The sequence below is a fragment of the Streptomyces sp. A2-16 genome, assembly GCF_018128905.1.
In the GTDB taxonomy this organism is placed as follows: domain Bacteria; phylum Actinomycetota; class Actinomycetes; order Streptomycetales; family Streptomycetaceae; genus Streptomyces.
Map to the genome: position 1 here is coordinate 3,725,240 of NZ_CP063808.1, position 21,797 is coordinate 3,747,036.

Below are 21,797 nucleotides of genomic sequence, written 5' to 3' on the forward strand. Positions count from 1 at the left end.
CCCGCCCGGGGGGCACAGCATAGGCGGGCAGGCGCCGGTCTCCGGAGCAGGTCAGCCCGCCCGGACCGAACGGGTGCGCCTGGTGACCCAGTCGGCGTGTGCGACGGCGGCCGTCTCCCGGGCGCCGCGGGCCTGTTCGGGCAGGTGCACCGGCGCCTGGGCGTGCAGCGGCAGCACCCGCAGCCGCAGACCCCCGGTCCGCAGCGCTTCCGCGGGCAGCCGGTCGAGGCCGATGTCCCACACCCGCCCCGAGCAGAACTGGTCGGCGACCAGCGTGTCTCCCACGTACGCCCGCCCCACGTCCCCGCTCCAGCGCAGCCGCAGCAGCGTCCCGGGCGGCAGCGCGTCCGGAACCCGTACGTGGTACTCGGCGGCCACGGTGTCGAAGTACTTGTCGGCGGGCGCGCTCGCCCGGCCCTGGACACCGGTGACGGTCTCGGGCGCGGGACCGGCGGCCCGCACGAGGGTCACCTCGGGCGCGGAGTCCGCGCGGGCGGGGGCCGGCGGGGCCGTGTAACGGACGAACACGCCGTCGGCGACCCCTTCCGCGGTCACCCCGTCGACCACGGGGGCCCGCTCGGGCGCGGGCAGCACGGCGAACGACGTCGTCGTCCCCGGACCGTGCAGCCGTACCTCGTCCCGGTCGAAGACCACACCGTCCTCGCTCAGCACCAGCCGCTCGGCACCCCATGCCCGGCCCCGGTAGGCGGTACGGGCCGTCGCCGCGTCCAGCACCAGCAGGCCGACCCTTGCGCCCTCGGCGGTGTCCACCTCCACCAGGGCGTCGGTGCCGGGGCGCAGTCCGGTCACCAGGAGTCGGCCGCCGACCTGGGTGGCGGTGCCGCTTGGGGTGTGCAGGGCCGACACCGTGGCCGCGTCCAGGGCGAGTTCGGGCGCGATGCCGTCCGTCGCGGCCAGCACGAGGACCGTACGGCCCTCGACGTCGACCGTGCACACCGGCTGGGCGGTGGCCCACTCCAGCCGCAGACCGGCCACGTCGAGACGCAGCGGCCAGCAGAAGTACGCGCCGCTCGGCACCGTGACGGGAACGCTGGGCAGGGTCAATTCCCCATCTGGAGTGGGGAATTCGACCGTGAAGGACGTCTCCGGGTGCTCCGGCAGCCGCTCGTGCGGCTGGTGGTTGTTGACGAACAGGAAGCCCGAGGTGCCGTCACCGCGCACCGCCCAGCGCAGGGTGTCCCGGTCGAACTGCCCGTCCGGCAGCTGCTCGGGCAGCACGGACTCCATGGAGGCGACGAGGTGCCCGAAGTCCGCCAGCAGCAGGTGCTGGAGGCGCAGTTCGTGGTAGGTGCGGCGGTACTGGCCGTACTCGCCGAGCGGTGCCTGGAAGTCGTACGTCAGGACCGGCAGGTCGTTCGGATAGCCGGTGGCGTGGGACTCCTGCAGGGTGCTGAGCTCACCCACCGGGTTGGTGCCGCCGTGGAACATGTAGTAGCCCTGCCAGACCGAGCCGCAGCCGATCTTGGTGAGGCCGAGGGCTCCGATGTCGTCCGGGTCGACGTACGGCCTGCGGTGGTACGACACCGCCATGCCGCCGCCCAACTCGCAGGTGGCCCAGGGGAATCGGTCCGCGAAGGCGTCGGGCTCGCTGCCGCGCACCCGTACCGGCCGCAGATCGGACCCGATGCCCTCGTCGTCGCGCTGGTGGGTGAAGAAGAAGTGCTTGCGGCAGGTGTCGGGCCAGCCGCCGTCGGCCTCGGTCCAGAAGGCCTCGGTGTAGCCGCCGTAGAGGGGGAGCAGTTCGTCCGGCGGGAGTTGGACCCCGCCCCAGGCGGTCGACGTCCACAGCGGCGCGCTCAGGCCGGCGTCCTGGGCCATCCGCTTCAGCGTCAGCAGATGGTTCGGCTGGTCGTAGAGCTCGTTCTCGATCTGGATCGCCACGATCGGGCCGCCGTGGGCCCGGTCGAGACCGTGCAGCTGTTCGGCGATCGCGGCGAACCAGGGTCGTACGGCGTCCAGGTACGCCGGGTCGTCGGTACGGGGTCGGCAGTCGCGGGCCAGGACCCAGTCGGGCAGGCCGCCGTTCCGGACCTCCGCGTGCGACCAGGGGCCGATCCGGGGGATGAAGTCCAGGTCGTGCCGGGCGCACAGTTCGGCGAAGCGCCGCAGGTCGCGGTCGCCGTCGAAGCGGACGCGGCCCTCGATCTCCTCGTGGTGGATCCAGATGAGGTAACTGGCGACGGCCGTGATCCCGCCCGCCTTCATCTTCAGCAGCTCCTCCTCCCACTCCCCGGCGGGACAGCGGGAGTAGTGGAACTCACCGGAGACCGGGAACCAGGCACGGCCGCCCCGGGTGAGCCAGCGGCTGGTCACCTCGATCGGGTCGGGCACCCCGGGGGCGTCCGTGAAGGGCAGGTGCCCCGTCAGCGGAGGACCGGCGGGGGAGGGGACGCGCAGGTGGTGCGGGTGGGACATCAGTCGATCTCCGGGCCGAGGTCGGGCGTGTCGGTGAGCTGGGCGCGGGTGCCGGTGGTGGCGTGCAGCTCCAGCAGGACCAGTTCGTTGGTGCCGGGGCGCAGGACGGGCGCGGGGACGTACAGGGTGTGCTGCGGGCCGCGGTTCCAGTAACGGCCGAGGTGGAAGCCGTTGACCCAGGCCTGGCCCTTGGTCCAGCCGGGCAGGGCGAGGAAGGTGTCCGCCGGGCCGTCCACCTCGAAGGTGCCCCGGTGGAAGGCGGGCACGGCGTCCGTGCGCGCCTCGGACGGGCCGAACGGCACCGCGGCCAGGTCGTCCAGCGGCACGGCCCGGCACTCCCAGCCGCGCAGTTCGGTGCCCTGGAAGGACACCGGGCCCAGCAGCCCCTTGGGAGCCCCGATGCGCGGCCCGTAGTTGACCCCGCCCATGTTCTCCACGAGCACTTCGAGGACGGCCCCGGTGTGCGGCACCCGCACGGGCAGGGTCTCGTCGTGCCGTTCCCGCTCCAGGACGCCGGCGCAGGCGCCGTCCACGAAGACCTGCGCGCGGTCGCCGACCCCGCCCGGGAAGTGCAGCAGGCCGTCGCCCGAACCGGGAAGCGTGGTGCGGTAGAGCACGTAACCGGTGTGCACGCCCAGTTCGTTCATCGTCACCGGTGTCCCGGTGTCCGTCGACGGCAGTCCGCGCACGTACGGCAGCAGCGGCGCCCGGTGGTCCAGATCGACGTCGGTGACCGCGAGCTTGGGCGCGGGCGCCGGGGCCGGCTCCTCGGGGACGGCCGTGTGGCGGGCGATCACCTCACGGAAGGCGTGGTACTTGGGGCCGGGGTCACCGCTCTCGGTGAGCGGGGCGTCGTAGTCGTAGGACGTGATGGTGGGCTCGTAGGCGTGCTTGTGGTTGGCGCCGTTGGTGAAGCCGAAGTTGGTGCCGCCGTGGAACATGTAGATGTTGACGGAGGCGCCGGCCGACAGCAGGCGGTCCAGGTCGGCGGCGGCGTCGGCGGCGGGCCGTACGTGGTGCGGGCCGCCCCAGTGGTCGAACCAGCCGATCCAGAACTCCGAGCACATCAGCGGGCCTTGGGGCTGGTGGGCGCGGAGGGCGGCCAGGTTCTCCTCGACGCGGCTGCCGAAGGTGACCGTGGCGAGCGTGCCCGGCAGGGTGCCGGCCGCCAGGTGCTCGGCGTTGGCCTGGTCGCAGGTGTACAGCAGCTCCTCGACACCGCGGTCGCGCAGTGCCTGGTGGACGTGCTTGAGGTACGCGGTGTCGTCGCCGTACGCCCCGTACTCGTTCTCCACCTGCACGGCGATCACCGGGCCGCCGTGCGCCGCCATGAACGGTCGCAGAGCGGGCAGGAGTCGGTCGAGGTAGCCGTCGAACGCCGCCGTGAAGCGGGGGTCGCTGCTGCGCAGCCGGATGCCGGGGTCCGCGAGCAGCCAGGCGGGCAGACCGCCGTCGTCCCACTCGGCGCAGATGAAGGGCCCGGGGCGCAACAGGACGTGCAGACCCTCGTCCTGGGCCAGACGCAGCCAGCGGGGCAGGTCGAGGATGCCGTCCAGGACCAGGGTGCCGGGTTCGGGCTCGTGGAGGTTCCACGGCAGATACGTCTCGATGGTGTTCAGACCCATCAGCCGGGCCTTGCGCAGCCGGTCGGTCCACTGGTCGGGATGGATCCGGAAGTAGTGCATGGCCCCGGAGATGATCCGGAACGGCTCACCGTGCAGGAGGAAACCGTCGGGGGACGTCGTCAGAGCGGGCATGCGGGGCATCCCTTCCAGTCAGCGGAGTTCAGCGGAGTTCAGCGGAGTTCAGCGGGATTCAGCGGGTTCGGGTACTGCGGACGAGCCAGAGCGTGGCGGCGAGGCACAGCGCGGAGACACCGCTCAGCAGCAGCGGCACGGCCCGGATCCCGGACCATTCGATGGCCTTGCCCAGCACCGGCCCCGCCGCCACACCGCCGAGCATCGAGGCGGCGATGACCAGCGCGCCGGCGCGTCGGGCGCCGGGGGCGGCCCGGTGCAGCCAGGGCAGACCGGTGGGGAAGATCGGCGCGATGAACAGACCGACACCGGCATACGCGTAGGGGGCCAACTCCCGTACGGACGCCAGCACGAGACAGACCGTCATGCCCGCACAGGACACGGTGACGATGGCCGGTGCCGAGTACCGCAGCGCGATCGGCGCGACCAGGAAGCGGCCCACCGTCATCATCAGCCAGTAGACGGAGGTGGCGGTCGCGGCCACCCCGGCGCCGTAGCCCACGGTCTCCAGATGCGTGGGCTCCCAGCCACCGACGCCCGCCTCGACGCCCACGTGCAGGACGTAGAGCGCGACGAACACGGCGAGCACCGAGGCCAGGCTGCGGCCGAGGACCCCGGGGGAGCCGGGAGCCGTGCCGGACGGCTGCGGCGCCCGGTCCCGTACGCCCTTCAGGCACAGCAGCAACGGCAGGTTGGCGAGCGCGAAACCGAGGAAGACCGCCGGATAGTGCCCGGCGCCCACCACGCCGATGAGGGCGGGACCGAGGATCGCGCCCACGCCGAAGTGCGCGTTGAGGATGTTCAGCATCGCGGTGGAACGGTGACCGAAGCCGACCGCGAACAGCTGGTTCAGGCCGTAGTCGATGCCACCGAAGCCGAGTCCGGCCAGCAGCGCGGCGGTCAGGGCGGCCGGCCAGTTCGGCGCGAGCGCGAAACCCGCGGCGCCGACCGCCATCAGCAGGTACGAGGCGCCCAGGATCCGCCGGTTGCCGATCCGGCCGAAGAGCCGGTCGAACAACAGGACCCCGGCCACCCCGCCCACGAAATGAGCGCTCAGCCCCAGTCCGGCCCCGGAGGGCGACAGGCCGAACTCCCTCCGGAACGCGGGGATCGCCGGACCGTACAGCGCTTGGAGGGCCCCGATGAGGACGAAACCGACGCAGGAGGCGACCACGGCGGCCGGACTGAAGACCGGAGCGGTGCGCGCAGGCGCCAGTGTCGAGGACATGGGATCGATGTTACCGGTAACATCCGGGTCGTCAAGATCCCGGGACAAGGAGGGGGGCAAATGCGAAGTTGGACTGGTGGTCTAGTCGTTGGATTGCTAGTCTAGACTGGACAGAGGGGGCAGGGAGGGTGTGATGGAGACAGAGCGGGACGCGATCCTCGCCGCGCTCAGGCCGGTCGTCGACGGGATCGCGGCGACCTTCGGGCCGGTGTGCGAGGTGGTGCTGCACGACTACCGCAGACCGGAGAACTCGGTGGTGGCCATCGCCGGCTCGGTCACCGGGCGCAGGGTGGGCGGCGCGATGAGCGAGATCGGCATGCGCATGGTGGCCCGCGGTGACGAGGCGGCCGACGAGCTCAACTACGTCACCCGGACCGACACCGGCACCCTGGTCAAGTCGTCCACGATGCTGCTGCGGGACTCCTCGGGCCGGGTCTTCGGCGCGGTGTGCGTCAATGTCGACGTCACCGCGGCGAGCGAGGTCCACGCCCTGCTGGGAGCCCTCGCCGGGATCGGCGCAGCGCGCGAGGAGCCACCCGTCACCACCTTCGGCGACGACATCGACTCCGTCGTCGACGTCATGCTCGACGCGCACCGCCACCAGTCGTGGGCGCTGCTCGACCGTGCCGGTCGCCTGGACCTGTTCCGCAGCCTGGACGAACGGGGCGTGTTCGCGGTCAGGCGGGCGATCGAGCAGGTGGCCGGACGCCTCGGGATCTCCCGCGCGTCCGCCTACAGCTATCTGTCCCAGTCCCGGAAACAGGCGCAACAGACGAACGCCGGAGGGCACTCGTGACGACCACCACCCCACTGCTCACGCTCGGCGACGTCCGGGACGCGGCCGCCCGCCTCGACGGCATCGCGCACCGCACGCCGGTGCTGCGCTCGCGGACTCTCGACGCCCTCGTCGGCGCCGAGGTCTTCCTCAAGTGCGAGAACTTCCAGCGCGTCGGTGCCTTCAAGTTCCGCGGCGCCTACAACGCGGCCTCCCGGCTGACCCCGGAGCAGCTGGCCCGGGGCATCGCCGCCTACTCCTCCGGGAACCACGCCCAGGCCGTCGCCCTCGCCGCCCGCGAGCTCGGCACCACCGCGGTGATCGTCATGCCCGAGGACGCCCCGCGCTCCAAGCGGGCGGCCACCGAGGGGTACGGCGCCGAGATCGTCACCTACGACCGGTACACCGGCGACCGCGAGGCGATCGCCGAGGCTCTGGCCGTCGAGCGGGGCCTGGCGCTCATCCCGCCGTACGAACACCCGCACGTGATGGCGGGGCAGGGCACGGCCGCCCTCGAACTCCTGGAGGAGACGGGTGAGTTGGAAGCTCTCCTCACGCCGGTCGGGGGCGGCGGGCTGATGGCGGGGAGCGCGACCGCCGCCAAGGGCCTGTACCCGGGCATCCGTATGGTCGGCGTGGAACCGGAGGCCGGCGACGACACCAGGCGTTCCCTGGAGGCGGGCCGGCGCATCAGCATCCCGGTGCCGAAGACCATCGCCGACGGACAGGCCCTGCACACGCCCGGCGAGCTGACCTTCTCGGTGAACCGGCGGCTGGTGGACGAGATCGCGCTGGTCGGCGACGACGAGATCCGCGCGGCCATGCGGTTCGCCTTCGAGCGGCTGAAGATCGTCGTCGAGCCGAGCGGTGCGACCCCGCTGGCCGCACTGCTCACCGGCAAGGTGAGCGGTCTGCCGGACCGGGTCGGCGTGATCGTCTCCGGCGGCAATGTCGACGCGGAGCGTTTTGCCCGGCTCTGCGCGGGCGGGGAGTGACGCCGCGGGCGGGGAGCGGCGCCGTCACCCGAATGGCAGCCCCGGCTGGACAGGCGGACCATGGAGTGATGGGGCCCGGCCCCCGCCGGTGCGGCCCAGGAGGGGCGGCACACGGAGACCGGCCCCGGCCGTACCGCAACACGGCCGGAAGGGAGAGCCGTCATGTTTGAGGTGAAGACGCTCGACAAGCCGGACGAGCGCCGCGATTTCCCGCGTGGCCACCTCGAAGCGGTCCACATGAGTGGACTGGACTTCGCCGTGGGGACCTTCGAGCCGGGCTGGCGCTGGTCCGAGTCCGTGGCCCCCATCGCGGGCACCAGCAGCTGCGAGGTCCACCACAACGGCTATGTGGTCTCGGGCCGCCTGCACGTCGTCATGGACGAGGGCGGCGAGGGCGAAGTGGGCCCCGGCGACATCTTCGTGGTGTCACCCGGGCACGACGCCTGGGTCGTCGGCGACGAGCAGTGCGTGGTCTACGACTTCGCGGGCGGCATGGCGAAGGACTACGCGAAGGGCAAGTGAGGAAGGCCGGTCCCGGGCCGTCACGGGTCACACCGTGACGACGATCTTCGCGCGCGCGTGCTCCACCTCCAGATGCCGGATGGCCTCGGCCGCCTCGTCGAGCGGATACGTCCGCTCGACGGCCGGGGCGATCTTCCCTTCCTCGGCGAGTTCGCGCAGTGCCCCGAGGTTCTCCTTGCGTGCCCTCGCCGGGAGCTGGAGCACCCGCTGCCGGACGAAGGGGGAGAGGAGCAGCCCCCGGAGCGTCAGCCGCACCGGGCCGAGAAGACTGCCGCCCTCATACACTCCGCCCCCGGACAGGACGATGGTCCCGGCCGGGGCCGTGGCGCGCCGCAGATCGCGCAGTGAGCGATTGCCCACCAGATCCAGTACGACGTCGTGGCGGCGCCCGGCGCGGGTGAAGTCCTCCCGGGTGTAGTCGACGACCTGGTCCGCCCCCAGCGAGCCGACCAGTTCGACGTTGCGCGCGCCGCACACACCGGTCACCTCGGCGCCGTACGCCTTCGCGATCTGCACGGCGAAGGTACCCACACCGCCCGACGCGCCGTTCACCAGCACGGACTGGCCGGCCTGGACTCCGGCCACGTCCCGCAGTCCGATGAGCGCGGTGTTCGCGGCCAGCGGCATCGCGGCCGCCTGCTCGAAGGAGAGAGCGGCCGGCTTGAGGTCCGTCGCACCGTCCTTGGCGCACACGAACTCGGCGAACGTCCCGTCCGCCTCGCCGTACACCTCGTCACCCGGATGCAGCCCCTTGACCTCGGCGCCGACCGCCTCGACACGGCCCGCGAAGTCCCGGCCGCGGATCCGCACCTTCGGCGCGCGCAGCCCGAACGCCAGCCGGGCGATCTTCGGGTCGCCGCGCAGGTAGTGCCAGTCGTAGGCGTTGACCGAGGCCGCGTGCACCCGCACGAGGACCTCGTCGGCGGCCGGCACCGGCTGCTCGACCTCCCTCAGCTCCAGTGTGTCCGCCGAGCCGTACCGGTCCTGGACGACTGCCTTCATGGGACCCCCTCCGTCGCTTCGGAGCGTAGGGAAGTGGCCTCGGCTTGCCATCGGAAACCGATCGGTTTACGCTACTGGGCGTAGGTAAACCGATCATTTTCTCGCTGTGCTTGGAGACACTCATGACCACCCTCGAAGGTTCCGTCGCCCTGGTCACCGGCGGCAGCCGCGGCATCGGCCGGGCGCTGGTGACCGCTCTGTACGAGCGTGGCGCCAAGAAGGTGTACGCCACCGCCCGCGACCCCAGGACCGTCACGCACCCGGACGCGGTGCCGCTGGCCCTGGAGGTGAGCGACCCCGCCTCCGTAGCGGCAGCCGCCGAGCAGGCGCAGGACGTCACCCTGCTGATCAACAACGCCGGCGCGTCCGTGAACGCGAACTTCCTCGACGCCCCCGTGGAGGACGTCCGCCGTGAGTTCGAGACCAACTTCTACGGTCCCCTCCTCGTCACCCGGGCCTTCGTCCCGGTCATCGAGCGCAACGGCGGCGGCCACATCCTGAACGTCCACTCGGTCCTGTCCTGGCTCGGTGTCGCCGGCTCCTACAGCGCCTCCAAGGCCGCCCTGTGGTCGCAGACCAACTCCCTGCGCCTGGACCTGAAGCCGCGCGGCATCGAGGTCACCGGGCTGCACGTCGGGTACGTCGACACCGACATGACCGCGAAGATCGACGCCCCGAAGGTCACCCCCGAGAGCGTGGCCGCACAGGCCCTCGACGGCATCGAGTCCGGCGCCTTCGAGGTCCTCGCCGACGACCTGACCCGCCAGGTGAAGGCCGGACTCGCCGCCGGACTCGGGGCGCTGTACCCGCAGCTGGCGGCCTGAGCCACCTGGACGCGCGTGGTGCGATGCGCCGGGCGCGTACCAGCCCGCCTTCTTCCGGACGGAGGGGCTGGGGCCGCCGGCGCGACCCCGCTTCCAGGGCGGCGACGGCACAGGCGTCGGCGTGGGCGAACGTGCCGACGAGTTCGGCGACCCCGGCCCGCACCCGCGGATCGGGATCGCCGGCCAGGCACCGCAGCGCGGGCTCCGGAACCCGCTCCACGCTCGGCGCGCCGATGTCGCCCTTGCGCCAGGCGGGCACGGCCGCGAAGCCGTTCGTCAGATCGGCAGCAGTCGCCCCACCAGCTCGCTCAACTGCCGGACGTTGCGGCACTCGTGCATCTCCACGAGCTCGGCGTACTCGTACGCCGCCGAGTCGCCCGTGCCCCACTGCGCTCGGGCCTCCGGGTTCAACCAGTGCACCCGGCGCGCCCGTTCGGTGATCTCCCGTACGGCGGGCAGGTTCGGGTCGCTCATGTTGGTGCGGGCGTCGCCGAGCACGAACACCGTCGTGCGGGGGCTCAGCGCGTCCCCGTACCGCGACGCGAACTCGCCCAGGGCGACGCCGTAGTCGCTGCTGCCGTGCCAGCCCGTCAGCGTGGCCTCGGCCCGGATGCGGGCGCCGAGCCCCGCCGCGTCGGCCGCGCCGTGCTCGAGGAGCCGGGTGACCTCGTCGAGCCGGTTGACGAAGGCGAACACCCGCACCTTGCCGAACTGGTCGTGCAGCGCCTGCACCAGCAGCATCGTGAAGTCCGAGAACCCCGACACCGAGCCCGACACATCGCACAGCAGCACCAGTTCGGGCCGGGCCGGCCGGCGCCTGCGCAGCACCGGCTTCATCGGCACCCCGCCCGTCGACAGCGAACCGCGCAGCGTCCGCCGCAGATCGATGCTGCCCCGGGCGGCACGACGGCGGCGGGCCGCCAGCCGGGTGGCGAGCTTGCGGGCCAACGGCTGGACCGTGCGCCGCAGTTCGGCCAGCCGGTCCTTCCCCGCGAACAGGAAGTCGACCCGGTCCGTCGTCGGAGCCACCGCCCGCCGCGCGATCTCGTCCAGGTCCCGCCGCTCCGCCACCCGCCGCCGGGCCTCCGCGGCCACCAGCGCGCGGAACGCCTCGATGCGCCGCCGGATCTCGTCCTCCAGCAGCCGGTCCGTGAACCCGGACATCCCCTGCCGCCCCCGCACGTCGTCGCGGACACGCGCCAGCAGCGTCTGCGGGCGCAGCCGGTCGAGGGTCTGGTACGACGACCAGCCGTCCGAGGAAGGGGAGTTGCCGTATCCGCCGAACCCGTCGACGGCCTCCGCCGCGAGGCGGGCCATCAGGGTCTCGTCGTTCGCGGCGAGGGCTCTGGCGAGCCGCTCGCGCAGCTCCTCCCGGTCCGGGGGGCCGGTGTCGGGCCCGCCGACGCCCCGCGGGAAGTACAGGTCGAACACCGGGTCGAAGACCTGCCGCTGGGCCGTGCTGTGCAGCAAGGTCGCCGCCAGGCCCTCCCGCAGTCGCTCCCGGTCGGCGAATCCGAGCGCCTCGACCGCCTGTGCGGCGTCCACCGTCTCACCGGTCCCGATGCGCACGCCGTGCGCGCGCAGGGCGCCGACCAGGGAGGTGAGCCGCTCGGCGGTGCTCACACCGCGTCCAGGTCGAGCTTGGCCCCGGCCTTGAGGATGTCGTCCTGGTGCTTGAGGAGCACGCCCAGACTGTCCCGTACGACCGTCTCGTCGAGGTGGTCCGCCCCCAGCGCGAGCAGCGTGCGCGCCCAGTCGATGGTCTCGGCGACCGAGGGCACCTTGCGCAGGTCCATGGCCCTGAGCGCCCCCACGACCCGCACCACGGATGTCGCCAGCGTCTCGTCGAGGCCCGGCACCTTCAGCCGTACGATCCGCCGCTCCAGCTCCTCCTCGGGGAACCCGATGTGCAGGAACAGGCAGCGGCGGCGCAGGGCCTCCGACAGTTCGCGGCTGGCATTGGAGGTCAGGACGACGAACGGGCGGCGGGACGCGGTGATGGTGCCGAGTTCGGGGACCGTGACCTGGAAGTCGGACAGCACCTCCAGGAGCAGGCCCTCGACCTCGACGTCCGCCTTGTCGGTCTCGTCGATGAGGAGCACCTTGGGCTCCTCGCCACGGATGGCCGTCAGCAGAGGCCGGGAGAGCAGGAACTCCTCGCTGAAGATGTCGGTGCGGGCCTCGTCCCAGGTCTCGTCCCGGCCGGCGCTGATGCGCAGCAGCTGCTTGGCGTGGTTCCACTCGTACAGCGCCCGGGACTCGTCCACGCCCTCGTAGCACTGCAGGCGGACCAGTCGCGCCCCGGCGACCTCGGCCACCGCCTTGGCGAGCTCCGTCTTGCCGACCCCGGCGGGGCCCTCGACCAGGAGCGGCTTGCCGAGCCGGTCGGCGAGGAAGACGGTGGTGGCGACCGAGGGCGAGGCGAGGTAGCCGGTCGCGGCCAGGCGTGCGGAGACGTCGTCGACGGATGTGAACAGCAACGGGGCCTCCAGCGCGGCGCGAACTCGTTTCCGCCAACTATCTAAGCGCTTGTTCACCTCTTCTGTCACGTGTTCGAAGTCGGCTGGACGCGCGCGGAGGGCGCTGAGCAGGGGGCGCTGGGAGAGGGCGCCGAGAAGGGGGCGCCACCGAAGCGACGCCCCCTGACCTGCCGTGTCCCTCACGCCGTGGACCCCACCGCCTCCACCGCGGGAACGCGCAGCACCCTGCGGGCCGTGGCCAGGCTCGTGCCGATCGTCACGGCCGCCGCGGTCGATCCCACCGCCAGCCAGATGCCGAGGCCCTGGTGGGGCAGCACCGAGTCGGTGCGGACGATCGTGAACGGAATGATCCCGGCGAGCGCCGCCACCGTGCCGAAGAACAGCCCGACGGCCGTGAGGATCAGCCCCTCCGTGCCGACGGTGCCCAGCACCTGCCCAGGGCCGGCCCCGGCCAGGCGCTGCTGCCCGAACTCCCGGCCGCGGTAGGTCGTCGCCGCGTAGAGCGAGTTGACGAGCATCACGCACACGAACACCACGATGATGCCGACGACCGTGAGGTTCAGCGTCTGGAGGTTCTTCGCGTCGGCGGTCCTGACCGCACCCGAGGCCCTCATGGCGTCGCTCTCGACACCCTGCATGTACAGCGTGGCGACGGACACCGCCGTGAACAGGATCAGGGACATCAGGATCCCGGAGAGGTGATCCGCCCGTCGGCGCAGGTTCCGCACGGCCAGCCAGCCGCTCGCACCGGTCAGCGGCAGCCGCTCCAGGACGCCCTTCAGGAGCCGCGGCGACAGCAGCGCGAACCCCACGGACAGCAGGATCGCCCCGTACGCCGGAGTCGCCATGAGCGCCTCGTCCGTCGCCGAGAACGCGAAGGTGGAGACGGTCGACAGGGCGCCGACGCCCAGTGCCCCGTACGCGAGTCGGGTGCGCGCCCGACCCCGCTGCCGACGCCCGCGCGTGGCCCGTCGTACCGCGAGGAGGGCGGCGCCCGCCGCCGCGACCAGGGTGATGTCGAAGCCCGACAGCAGCGCGACGGGACCGAAGGAGTGATCGACGCTCCGTGCGACCTGCCCGCTGTCCTTGAAGACGTCCAGCAGCGCCTGCCCGCCGAGCATCGCCGGACCGATCGCCAGCACGGCCCCGATCAGCGCGACCGCCACGGTCTCGCCCACGACCATCCGCCCGATCTGCCCCGGAGTCGCTCCCGAGCAGCGCAGCAGCTCCAACTCACCCGCGCGTTGACGGACGTTGACCGTCAGTGTCGAGGCCACGGCGAAGAACACCAGCAGGGTGCCGTAGCCGCCGACGACACTCGCCGAGGTGGTCAGGATCTCCTTGCTCGCCGGGTCGACACCCGGCCGGCCCGCCGTGTCGTACAGCGAGTTGAACGTCATGATGATCCCCGCACCCAGGAAGGCGCTCACCAGGGTCGCGAGGAACCGCCCGGGCCGTTGCCGTATCGACCGCATCGCCAGCACGAACATCGCTCACACCCCCGCCGTCACGTCGTCGCCCAGGTGCGCGAGGCGCTCGGCCACCGCGTCCGGCGTCGGAGCCTCCATGTGGCCCGCGAGGCGGCCGTCCGCGAGGAACAGCACCGAGTCGGCCCAGGAGGCGGCGACCGGGTCGTGCGTCACCATCACCACGGTCCGGCCGTGCACCCGTACCGCCTCCTGGAGCAGCCGCAGCACGTCCCGCGCGCTCCGGGTGTCCAGGGCGCCCGTCGGCTCGTCCGCGAAGATCACCCGGGGATCGGTGACGAGGGCCCGGGCGATCGCCACCCGCTGCCGCTGGCCGCCGGAGAGCTGGTCGGGCAGGTGGCCGAGCCGGTCGCCGAGACCGACGGCGGTCAGGACCTCCGTGACCCGCCCGCGGTCGACCCTCCTTCCGGCGAGCCGCAGCGGCAGGACGGTGTTCTGGGCGACCGTCAGCGTCTCCAGCAGGTTGTACTGCTGGAACACGAACCCCACCCGCCCGCGCCGGAACCTGGTCAGCTCCGCCTCGCCGCCGCCCGTCAGCTCCGTGCCGTCCACCCGCACGATCCCGCTGTCGGGCCGGTCGAGACCGGCCGCGCACTGGAGCAGCGTGGACTTCCCGGACCCCGAAGGACCCATCACCGCGGTGAAGGTGCCCCGGGCGAGGCTCAGTGTGACCCCGTCCAGGGCGGTCACGGCACTGTCGTCCGTGCCGTAGGTCCGCCTGACCTTCACCAGCCGCAGCGCCTCGGCGGCGGGTCCCGTGTCGTGCGTGCGCCGTGAGCTCGTGCGAAACATCGTCGTCCCCCTTCGTCCGGCACCCCGTGTGCCTCGCTCACGAAGCTACGCAGCCGCGGACCAGGAGACATGGGGCGCAGAACCCGTCTTCGGGGGTGTACTCAGTGACACCCTCCGGCCGATACGGCAGGGTTGGCCGCCATGACCGACTCAATAGCCTGGCTCGCCGAACCGCAGTCCATCGCCTGGGGTGGCTACAGCGTGGTGATCGCCCCCGACCTCGAGTCGGAATCCCTGGCGCGACGGGTCGCCGAGACCGCTCACCGGCCCGCGAGTCCCCGCGCCATCGGAGAACTCACCGGCCGCCAGGTGCAGGACCTGCTGGAAGGCCTGTACGGGGACACCCTGGACGGCATCGCCCTGCGCCACGGCGAGCTCGACGAGTGGTCGTACGTCATCAAGTACGGCGGCTGGCAAGGGGAGTTCGGCACCGGGAGCCGGCCGGTCGACCGGGGCGGACTGCACGTCTTCCACCTGGAGTACGAGGAGGAGAACGGCAAGCCGGTGCCCCCGCACTTCGCCTACCGGCACGACGAGAACCTGATGTGCGCGTTCAACCTTCACCTGGACGGCAGCTGGGGACACGGCAGCCCCGAGGGCGACCCCGAGGTGGCCACCGCCGTCCAGGAGCGGCTCAGCGCCGCCGGACTGCCCGACGAGGACCTGGACGACAGTGTCGTGCACCGCAGGTGCCTGGAGGTCCTCCACCGGCACTTCGGCCTCACCCTGCCCCGTGAACGGATCCTGACGGAGACCCTGCCCACGCTGTTGCTGACCCGCCCCTGAACCGGGGTCCCGGGCGGCGGCCGGGGGCGTTGTCAGTGGGCCGCTGTACTTTTCGGGACATGGGGATCTATCTGGTGAGCGTGGGCGCGCAGGAGTGGTTCGACACGGAGGACGAGGGCGGCCGCGGGGCCCTCGCGGCCGCCCTCGGCGCGGAGTTGAGCCGCCGGGGGCTGCCGCCTTACGAGTCCGTGCCGCAGGCGCCGGAGCGGTTGGTGCGCGGCGCGGGGCTCTCGTTCGAGGAGAAGCTGGTGCCTCCCATGGACGGCTTCGACGCGCTGTGCCGGGCGCAGCTGTCGCAGCAGGAGTACGAGCTCCTGTGCGGCTGGTCGCTGCTCGTGCCGTTCGCCCTCGACGAGGAGATCTGGCTGCCGACCGAGACCTCCTACGCCGACACGACGATGGTCGCCGGTGCCCCTCAGGTGCTCGCCCTCGCCGAACGGCTCGCGAGCGCCGTCGACCTGCCGGTGGACGAGATACCGGCAGCCTGCGACAACCTCGACCTGACCATGTGGTTCCTGGACGGCGAGGCGCAACGCTTCGCGGCCGCACGACCCGGGCCCTGGGCCGAGGACCTGGACGCCGCGTTCTACGTGGCGCTGTACCTGCGCGCCGCCCAGCACTCCCTGCGGCGCGGCTGCCCGCTCGTCTACAGCTGACGCGACGACGCAGTGAGACATGCGGCCTTGAACGGTTTCACCTCGCGGCGCGGGCGGTGGACACCCCTCGCATCTGCCACTAGCTTCAACCGCCCACCCAGCTGAATCGATACAACTGGGAGCAGTCGAAGGGACCACGGCATGACCGACGGAGCCGACAGCACGAACGGCAGCGCAGTGCCCCCCGGCACGGTCCGGGGGACCGCGGCGGCCCCCGGCCGCACCGCCGTCGAGGGCCTGACGGTGGAGCACCGCACCGATCCGCTCGGCGTGGACGCGGCCCGCCCGCGCTTCGGCTGGCGCACCGCGTCCCCGGTCCGGGGACGGCGTCAGACCGCGTACCGGATCCTGGTCGCGTCCACCCCCGACCGACTGGCCGGAGGCCGCGCGGACGTCTGGGACAGCGGCCGGATCGACTCGGCGGACTCGGTGGCCGTGCGCTACGCGGGCCCCGCACTGCAGGCCTCGACCCGCTACCACTGGACGGTCCAGGTCTGGGACGAGCACGGCCGCCCGCTCCCCGGACCGCCGCCCGCCCGTTTCGAGACCGGCCTGCTCGCCACCGACGGCGTCACCGGCTGGGACGGCGCGAAGTGGATCAGCATGGCGTGCAAGGCTCCGAACAGCGCGGGCGCGCCGCTCCTGAGGAAACAGACGGCCCTGGCATCCGGCCGCGTGCGCGAGGCCCGCCTCTACATCTCCGCGCTCGGCGTGTACGAGGCGTACGTCGACGGCCACCGGGTCACCGTGCCCCAGGACGGCGGCAGCACCCTCGAACTCCTCACGCCGGGCTGGACCAACTACGACACCACCGTCAGCTACTTCACCTACGACGTGACCAGCCTGTTGGCGGGGCAGCCCCAGGTCACTCTCGCGGCCGTGCTGGGCAACGGCTGGTACAACGGCCGCGTCTCCGACCACAGCGTCTACTACGCCGAGGACGGCAACCGCCTCGCCCTCAAGGCCAAGCTCCTCCTCCGCTACGAGGACGGCTCGACCCAGAGCGTCGTGACCACGCCCGGCGACGACTGGCGGGCCACGGACACCGGCCCGCACCGCGCCGACGACATCTACGACGGGCAGACCTACGACGCCCGCAGGGAACTGCCCGGCTGGACCGCGAACGACTTCGACGCCTCCACCTGGTCCGGGGTCGAGGAGCACGACTTCACCACCCGCTTCCCCGACTCCCGACTCGTCGCCTACCCGGGCGAGTCGGCCCGGCTGATGCCCGCGTGGGACCGCAGGCCGTGCTCGATCACCGTCCGGACCGGCGGCAGCGATCGCGTCGTCGACCCCGCCCGCACGGTCACCGATCCCACCCGTGCCGCCACCGCCCACGTCACCCTGCACCCGGGCGACACCGCCGTGATCGACCTCGGCCAGAACCTCGTCGGCGTGCCCCGCTACACCCTGCGCGGCCCCGCCGGGGCCGAAGTGACCTTCACGCCGGGGGAGATGCTCAACGACGCGAGCGCGGGCGCGGACGGCCCCGCGGGCTCGGTCTACCGGGCCAACCTCCGCACGGCCAGGGCCACCAGCACCTACATCCTCAAGGGCGACCCGGAGGGCGAGACCCATCAGGACTCCCTGACCTTCTACGGCTTCCGCTACGTCGGCGTCACCACGTCACAGACGGTCACCCTCACCGAACTGACCGGCAGGGTCGCCACCTCCGCCCTCCACGACATCGGCACCGTGGAAACGGACGACGCCGACGTCAACCAGCTGATCAGCAACGTCCGTTGGGGCCAGCGCGGCAACTACCTCTGGGTGCCCACCGACTGCCCGCAGCGCGACGAACGCTGCGGCTGGACCGGCGACACCCAGCTCTTCGCCCAGACGGGCCTCTACAACGCCGATGCGGTCGCCTTCCTGAGCCACTTCCAGGACATCCTGATCGACTCCCAGCGCACCTACGGCGCGGACGGCGCCCAGTTCACCTGGATCGCGCCCGGCGCCCGCTACAACGAGCCCGACCCGGCCAGCGGCTGGGCGGACTGCGGGGTCGTCGTCCCCTGGACCGTGTGGCAGATGAGCGGGGACACCACCATCGTCGACCGCAGCTGGGACGCGATGACGGCCTACCTGGACTGGATCCGCGCCCGCACCGGCGACACCTACGCCGGACAGGGCGCGATGTTCGGCGACTGGCTGGCCTTCCAGGTCACCAGCACCCAGCTGGTCAGCGACGCCTACTACGCCCACAGCGCCCGGCTCATGGCGGACATGGCCCGCGCCACCGGCCGCACCGCCGAGGCCCACGCCTACGAGGAGCTCTTCGACCACGTCAAACGGGCCTTCGTCACCAAGTACCTGAGCACCGACGGCGGCCGCCTCACCGTGCGTTCCAGCCTCGGCTCCCCGCCGCCCTGGACCCCGGGCGGCAGCCCCACCCGGACCGAGGACGACACCCAGACCGCCCTGCTCTGGATCCTCAAACTCGGCTTGTACGACACCGAGAGCCAGCGGCGCGCACTGGTGGAACTCCTCGCCCAGAACATCGGCAACTCCGCCGCCTACAAGGCCGCCCACCCCGACAGCACCCGCGTCGGACACGCCGAGAACACCCTCTCCGTCGGCTTCCTCGGCGTGCACGTCCTGGCCCCCGTCCTCACCGAGGAGGGCCAGGTGGAACTGGCGTACAAGGTGCTGCACCAGGACGCGATGCCGTCCTGGCTGTACTCGGTGAGGAACGGCGCCACCACGGTCTGGGAGCGCTGGAACTCGTACTCCGAGGAAGAGGGCTTCGGGCCGGTCGAGATGAACTCGTTCAACCACTACTCCTACGGCGCGATCATGGAGTGGATGTACGAGAGCATGGCCGGCATCGCCAAGGACCCGGCCCACCCGGGCTTCAGGCACTTCTTCCTGCGGCCCCATCTCGACCCCACCGGCAGGATCACCCGGGTCGCCGGTTCGCACCTCTCGCCGTACGGCGAGATCGTCAGCGCATGGGCGGTGCGGGACGGCGAGTTCACGCACCGGGTCGCCGTCCCCGCCAACAGCACCGCGACCCTGCGCATCCCCACGGCCGACCCCGACTCCGTGCGTGAGGCGGGCACACCCCTGTCGCAGGTCGACGGAGTCGAGTACCTGGGCTTCGGGGAGGGCGTCGCCTCGTACGAACTCCCCTCAGGGAGCTATGAGTTGACCTCCTCGCTCGGCTGAGAGTCCACCAGCACCACCTCGAGGGTGCGCGGACCGTGCACCCCCTCGACCCGGTCCAGCTCGATGTCACTGGTCGCCGAAGGACCGGAGATCCATGTCAGCGGGCGCACCGGGTCGAGGCGGACAAGGGCCTGCGGCACCGAGGAGACGACCTGGTCCGGGACCCGTACGACACAGATGTGGTGGTCCGGGACCAGGGTGATCCGGCGGCGGCCCTGGTCGGGACCGCCGTCCAGGACGATGGTGCCGGTCTCGGCGATCGCGACCGCGCACGCCGTGACCACGCTGTCGATCCGGTCCAGTTCGTGCGGGGTGCTCTCCGCCCGGTCCGCGACCTGTTCGGCGTCGGCCTCCGCGAGCCACTCCCGCGCCAGGCCCGCCGGCACGAGGACCGTCTTCGAGCCCCGCGCCGCCAGCATTCCGGCGAGCGTCGCCGGCAGGTCGGCCGCCGTGCAGCGGTGCACGATCGCCCGGTAGTCCGCGAGGTTCTCGGCCAGCAGCTCCACCGTCTGCTCGACACCGCGGGCACCGTGCTCGCGCAGATACGCGCGCTCGATCGGGGTGTCCTCGCCCCGGGCGTCGGCCAGTGCGCGCCGCACCCGGCCCAGGATCCGTTCCCTGCCGCTCACTTGCCGTCCTCCTTGCCGCCGCCGGTGCGCTGCCACCAGTCGCGGAACGGTTCCGCGGGCACCGCCGGCAGATCCCGGGTCCCGCTCCACGCCTTGCCGGGCCCCGGCAGGCTGCGGGGATGCAGCCGCCGGGTGCGCGAGGCCGCCCGCTGGCCGGTGCGCAGGACGCCGGGGTGGGCGAACGCCCAGCGGGCCGCCCGCATCGCGGCCCGCTCGGCCGCGTGCCCCTTGGCGGGCTTCAGCACCACCTTGTTGCCCTCGCGGACCACCGGCCCGCCCTGCACGACCCGTTCCCGCAGATGCACCAGCACCTCGGGGATGTCGATGGCGACCGGGCAGACCTCGTAGCAGGCCCCGCACAGCGAGGATGCGTACGGCAGGGAGGCGTCGATCTCGCTTGCCGTGCCCCGGAGTTGCGGGCTCAGGATCGCGCCGATGGGGCCCGGGTAGACCGAGCCGTAGGCGTGGCCGCCGGCCCGCTCGTACACCGGGCAGACGTTCAGGCACGCGGAGCAGCGGATGCAGCGCAGCGCCTGGCGGCCGACCTCGTCGGCGAGGGTGTCGGAGCGCCCGTTGTCGAGCAGCACCAGATGGAAGGTCTGCGGACCGTCCTCGTCCGTGGTGCCGGTCCAGGTGGACGTGTAGGGGTTCATGCGCTCGGCGGTCGAGGAGCGGGGGAGGGTCTGCAGGAAGACCTCAAGGTCCTGCCAGGTCGGCACGATCTTCTCGATGCCGACGACCGAGATCAGCGTCTCGGGCAGGGTCAGACACATGCGTCCGTTGCCCTCGGACTCCACGACCACCAGGGTGCCGGTGTCGGCGACCATGAAGTTGGCGCCGGAGATGCCCACCTTGGCGCGCAGGAACTTCTCCCGCAGATGCAGTCGTGCGGCCTCCGCCAGTTCGGCGGGCGTGTCGGTCAGCCCCTCGGGGGCCGGGCGGCCCCACTCGCTCATCTCGCGCGCGAAGATGTCCCGGATCTCGCCCCGGTTGCGGTGGATCGCAGGGACGAGGATGTGCGAGGGCCGGTCCTTGCCCAACTGCACGATCAGCTCGGCGAGATCGGTCTCGTAGGCCCGGATGCCCTCGGCTTCCAGCGCCTCGTTGAGCCCGATCTCCTGCGTGGCCATCGACTTGACCTTGACGACCTCGGACTCGCCGGTCATCTTGACGAGCTTGGTCACGATCTCGTTGGCCTCGTCGGCGTCGGTGGCCCAGTGGACGGTGCCGCCGGCCGCCACGACCGACTCCTCCAACTGCACGAGATAGCGGTCGAGATGACGCAGTGTGTGGTCCTTGATCTGCTTGCCCGCCTCGCGCAGCTCCGCCCAGTCGGAGACCTCGGCGACGGCCTTCTCCCGCTTGGCGCGGATGGTGTGCGTGGCGTGGCGCAGATTGCCGCGCAGCGTCCGGTTGCCGACCGCCTCGTGCGCGGCCTCGGGGAAGGACGGCATCCCCAGATACGTTCCGCTCATACGGCCGGTTCCTCCTCCGTGCTCGCCAGGATCTCCGCGATGTGCACCGGCCGCATGCCCGACTCCAGCCGGCCCATCGTCCCCCCGATGTGCATGAGGCAGGAGTTGTCGGCCGCGCACAGCACCTCGGCGCCCGTCGACTCGGCGTTGCGCACCTTGTCCGCGCCCATCGCCGCCGAGACATCGGCGTTCTTCAGCGCGAAGGTGCCACCGAAGCCGCAGCACTCGTCGGCGCCCGGAAGCTCCTTCAGCTCAAGCCCCTCGACCGCCTGGAGCAGCCGCCGGGGCCGGTCGCCGAGCCCGAGGCCGCGCAGTCCGTGACAGGTCGGGTGGTAGGTCACCGTGTGCGGGTAGTACGCCCCGACGTCCGTCACCCCGAGCACGTCCACCAGGAACTCCGTGAGCTCGTACGTCTTCGGTACGACGGGTGCCAGCACGGCCGCGAGGCCCTCCCCGCGCCCCTCGGCCCGGGCCCGCTCACCCATGCGCGGATACAGCTCCCGCACCATCGCCCCGCAGGAGCCGGACGGCGTCACGATCGCCTCGTAGTCCCGGAAGACATCGGAGAAATGCCGGGCCAGCGGCTCCGCGTCATGCCGGTATCCGGTGTTGTAGTGCGCCTGCCCGCAGCAGGTCTGGGACATCGGGAAGTCCACGTCCACGCCCAGCCTGGTCAGCAGTTTCACCACAGCGCGGCCGGTGTCCGGATAGAGCGTGTCGTTGACACAGGTCAGGAACAGGGCGACACGCATCGCGGCTCCTTGTGGTCGATCATCGGATGG

Annotated in this window: 18 protein-coding genes; 7 read left to right on the forward strand and 11 right to left on the reverse strand. The window is 71.9% G+C overall.

The features are described 5' to 3' along the window. Positions 1 to 51: 51 nt before the first annotated feature. Genes IOD14_RS16760 through IOD14_RS16770 form a run of 3 tightly spaced genes read right to left on the reverse strand, consistent with a single transcriptional unit; the run spans position 52 to position 5,421 of the window. Positions 52 to 2,436, reverse strand: coding sequence for a beta-galactosidase (locus IOD14_RS16760; RefSeq protein WP_212670650.1), 2,385 nt, complete (start codon positions 2,434 to 2,436; stop codon positions 52 to 54). Next, positions 2,436 to 4,193: a beta-galactosidase gene (locus IOD14_RS16765; RefSeq protein ID WP_212670651.1), complete on the reverse strand. Its 1,758-nt coding sequence runs from the start codon at positions 4,191 to 4,193 to the stop codon at positions 2,436 to 2,438. The genes IOD14_RS16760 and IOD14_RS16765 overlap by 1 nt, the downstream gene beginning before the upstream one ends. Positions 4,194 to 4,251: 58 nt before the next feature. Next, positions 4,252 to 5,421, reverse strand: a complete 1,170-nt coding sequence (locus tag IOD14_RS16770) for an MFS transporter (RefSeq protein WP_123993664.1) — start codon at positions 5,419 to 5,421, stop codon at positions 4,252 to 4,254. 133 nt (positions 5,422 to 5,554) lie between these two features. Between IOD14_RS16770 and IOD14_RS16775 the strand changes: the two genes are divergently transcribed. From IOD14_RS16775 to IOD14_RS16785, 3 genes are all read left to right on the forward strand, one after another. Further along, on the forward strand, positions 5,555 to 6,217 hold the full coding sequence (locus IOD14_RS16775) for a PAS domain-containing protein (protein ID WP_212670652.1): 663 nt from the start codon (positions 5,555 to 5,557) through the stop codon (positions 6,215 to 6,217). Further along, a complete protein-coding gene (locus tag IOD14_RS16780; RefSeq protein ID WP_212670653.1) occupies positions 6,214 to 7,191 on the forward strand; it encodes a threo-3-hydroxy-L-aspartate ammonia-lyase in 978 nt (325 codons plus the stop codon). The genes IOD14_RS16775 and IOD14_RS16780 overlap by 4 nt, the downstream gene beginning before the upstream one ends. Before the next feature lie 162 nt (positions 7,192 to 7,353). Next, positions 7,354 to 7,713 carry a cupin domain-containing protein gene (locus IOD14_RS16785; protein WP_123993661.1) on the forward strand — a complete coding sequence of 120 codons (360 nt, stop codon included), beginning with the start codon at positions 7,354 to 7,356 and terminating at the stop codon, positions 7,711 to 7,713. 27 nt (positions 7,714 to 7,740) lie between these two features. Here the strand turns inward: IOD14_RS16785 and IOD14_RS16790 are convergent, their stop codons facing one another. Next, positions 7,741 to 8,715, reverse strand: coding sequence for an NAD(P)-dependent alcohol dehydrogenase (locus IOD14_RS16790; RefSeq protein ID WP_212670654.1), 975 nt, complete (start codon positions 8,713 to 8,715; stop codon positions 7,741 to 7,743). Positions 8,716 to 8,837: 122 nt separating this feature from the next. Here IOD14_RS16790 and IOD14_RS16795 point away from each other — a divergent pair, with 122 nt between their 5' ends. Then, on the forward strand, positions 8,838 to 9,539 hold the full coding sequence (locus IOD14_RS16795; protein WP_212670655.1) for an SDR family oxidoreductase: 702 nt from the start codon (positions 8,838 to 8,840) through the stop codon (positions 9,537 to 9,539). A gap of 276 nt (positions 9,540 to 9,815) precedes the next feature. On the opposite strand, the gene IOD14_RS16800 is transcribed toward IOD14_RS16795, so the two are convergent. The 4 genes from IOD14_RS16800 to IOD14_RS16815 form a co-directional block, all read right to left on the reverse strand. Next, the gene (locus IOD14_RS16800; RefSeq protein WP_212670656.1) at positions 9,816 to 11,162 is read right to left on the reverse strand and encodes a VWA domain-containing protein; all 1,347 of its coding nucleotides are present in this window, start codon (positions 11,160 to 11,162) and stop codon (positions 9,816 to 9,818) included. Then, on the reverse strand, positions 11,159 to 12,016 hold the full coding sequence (locus tag IOD14_RS16805; RefSeq protein WP_212673288.1) for a MoxR family ATPase: 858 nt from the start codon (positions 12,014 to 12,016) through the stop codon (positions 11,159 to 11,161). Before IOD14_RS16805 ends, IOD14_RS16800 begins: the two co-directional genes overlap by 4 nt. A 182-nt stretch (positions 12,017 to 12,198) precedes the next feature. Then, positions 12,199 to 13,509 carry an ABC transporter permease gene (locus IOD14_RS16810; protein ID WP_212670657.1) on the reverse strand — a complete coding sequence of 437 codons (1,311 nt, stop codon included), beginning with the start codon at positions 13,507 to 13,509 and terminating at the stop codon, positions 12,199 to 12,201. Positions 13,510 to 13,512: 3 nt separating this feature from the next. Then, positions 13,513 to 14,298: an ABC transporter ATP-binding protein gene (locus tag IOD14_RS16815; protein WP_212670658.1), complete on the reverse strand. Its 786-nt coding sequence runs from the start codon at positions 14,296 to 14,298 to the stop codon at positions 13,513 to 13,515. 141 nt (positions 14,299 to 14,439) lie between these two features. Here IOD14_RS16815 and IOD14_RS16820 point away from each other — a divergent pair, with 141 nt between their 5' ends. The 3 genes from IOD14_RS16820 (at position 14,440) to IOD14_RS16830 (ending at position 18,911) form a co-directional block, all read left to right on the forward strand. Continuing rightward, a complete protein-coding gene (locus IOD14_RS16820) occupies positions 14,440 to 15,084 on the forward strand; it encodes a hypothetical protein (RefSeq protein ID WP_123993655.1) in 645 nt (214 codons plus the stop codon). Between the two features lie 59 nt (positions 15,085 to 15,143). Further along, the gene (locus IOD14_RS16825) at positions 15,144 to 15,740 is read left to right on the forward strand and encodes a hypothetical protein (RefSeq protein ID WP_123993654.1); all 597 of its coding nucleotides are present in this window, start codon (positions 15,144 to 15,146) and stop codon (positions 15,738 to 15,740) included. Positions 15,741 to 15,881: 141 nt separating this feature from the next. Beyond that, positions 15,882 to 18,911 (forward strand): alpha-L-rhamnosidase, encoded by a 3,030-nt coding sequence (locus IOD14_RS16830; RefSeq protein ID WP_212670659.1) that lies wholly within the window; start codon positions 15,882 to 15,884, stop codon positions 18,909 to 18,911. On the opposite strand, the gene IOD14_RS16835 is transcribed toward IOD14_RS16830, so the two are convergent. From IOD14_RS16835 to IOD14_RS16845, 3 genes are read right to left on the reverse strand one after another with little or no spacing between them, the layout of a single operon-like run. Further along, positions 18,884 to 19,540 carry a lactate utilization protein C gene (locus tag IOD14_RS16835; protein ID WP_212670660.1) on the reverse strand — a complete coding sequence of 219 codons (657 nt, stop codon included), beginning with the start codon at positions 19,538 to 19,540 and terminating at the stop codon, positions 18,884 to 18,886. The genes IOD14_RS16830 and IOD14_RS16835 overlap by 28 nt on opposite strands. Beyond that, a complete protein-coding gene (locus IOD14_RS16840; protein ID WP_212670661.1) occupies positions 19,537 to 21,015 on the reverse strand; it encodes a LutB/LldF family L-lactate oxidation iron-sulfur protein in 1,479 nt (492 codons plus the stop codon). Before IOD14_RS16840 ends, IOD14_RS16835 begins: the two co-directional genes overlap by 4 nt. Continuing rightward, a complete protein-coding gene (locus IOD14_RS16845) occupies positions 21,012 to 21,767 on the reverse strand; it encodes a (Fe-S)-binding protein (protein ID WP_123993651.1) in 756 nt (251 codons plus the stop codon). The genes IOD14_RS16840 and IOD14_RS16845 overlap by 4 nt, the downstream gene beginning before the upstream one ends. Between the last annotated feature and the right edge of the window lie 30 nt (positions 21,768 to 21,797).

Coding starts and splice junctions, on each gene's coding strand:
- IOD14_RS16760 (WP_212670650.1), bottom strand. CDS start 2,436: ATGTCCCACCCGCACCACCTGCGCGTCCCCTCCCCCGCCGGTCCTCCG.
- IOD14_RS16765 (WP_212670651.1), bottom strand. CDS start 4,193: ATGCCCGCTCTGACGACGTCCCCCGACGGTTTCCTCCTGCACGGTGAG.
- IOD14_RS16770 (WP_123993664.1), bottom strand. CDS start 5,421: ATGTCCTCGACACTGGCGCCTGCGCGCACCGCTCCGGTCTTCAGTCCG.
- IOD14_RS16775 (WP_212670652.1), top strand. CDS start 5,555: ATGGAGACAGAGCGGGACGCGATCCTCGCCGCGCTCAGGCCGGTCGTC.
- IOD14_RS16785 (WP_123993661.1), top strand. CDS start 7,354: ATGTTTGAGGTGAAGACGCTCGACAAGCCGGACGAGCGCCGCGATTTC.
- IOD14_RS16790 (WP_212670654.1), bottom strand. CDS start 8,715: ATGAAGGCAGTCGTCCAGGACCGGTACGGCTCGGCGGACACACTGGAG.
- IOD14_RS16795 (WP_212670655.1), top strand. CDS start 8,838: ATGACCACCCTCGAAGGTTCCGTCGCCCTGGTCACCGGCGGCAGCCGC.
- IOD14_RS16810 (WP_212670657.1), bottom strand. CDS start 13,509: ATGTTCGTGCTGGCGATGCGGTCGATACGGCAACGGCCCGGGCGGTTC.
- IOD14_RS16815 (WP_212670658.1), bottom strand. CDS start 14,298: ATGTTTCGCACGAGCTCACGGCGCACGCACGACACGGGACCCGCCGCC.
- IOD14_RS16820 (WP_123993655.1), top strand. CDS start 14,440: ATGACCGACTCAATAGCCTGGCTCGCCGAACCGCAGTCCATCGCCTGG.
- IOD14_RS16825 (WP_123993654.1), top strand. CDS start 15,144: ATGGGGATCTATCTGGTGAGCGTGGGCGCGCAGGAGTGGTTCGACACG.
- IOD14_RS16830 (WP_212670659.1), top strand. CDS start 15,882: ATGACCGACGGAGCCGACAGCACGAACGGCAGCGCAGTGCCCCCCGGC.
- IOD14_RS16840 (WP_212670661.1), bottom strand. CDS start 21,015: ATGAGCGGAACGTATCTGGGGATGCCGTCCTTCCCCGAGGCCGCGCAC.
- IOD14_RS16845 (WP_123993651.1), bottom strand. CDS start 21,767: ATGCGTGTCGCCCTGTTCCTGACCTGTGTCAACGACACGCTCTATCCG.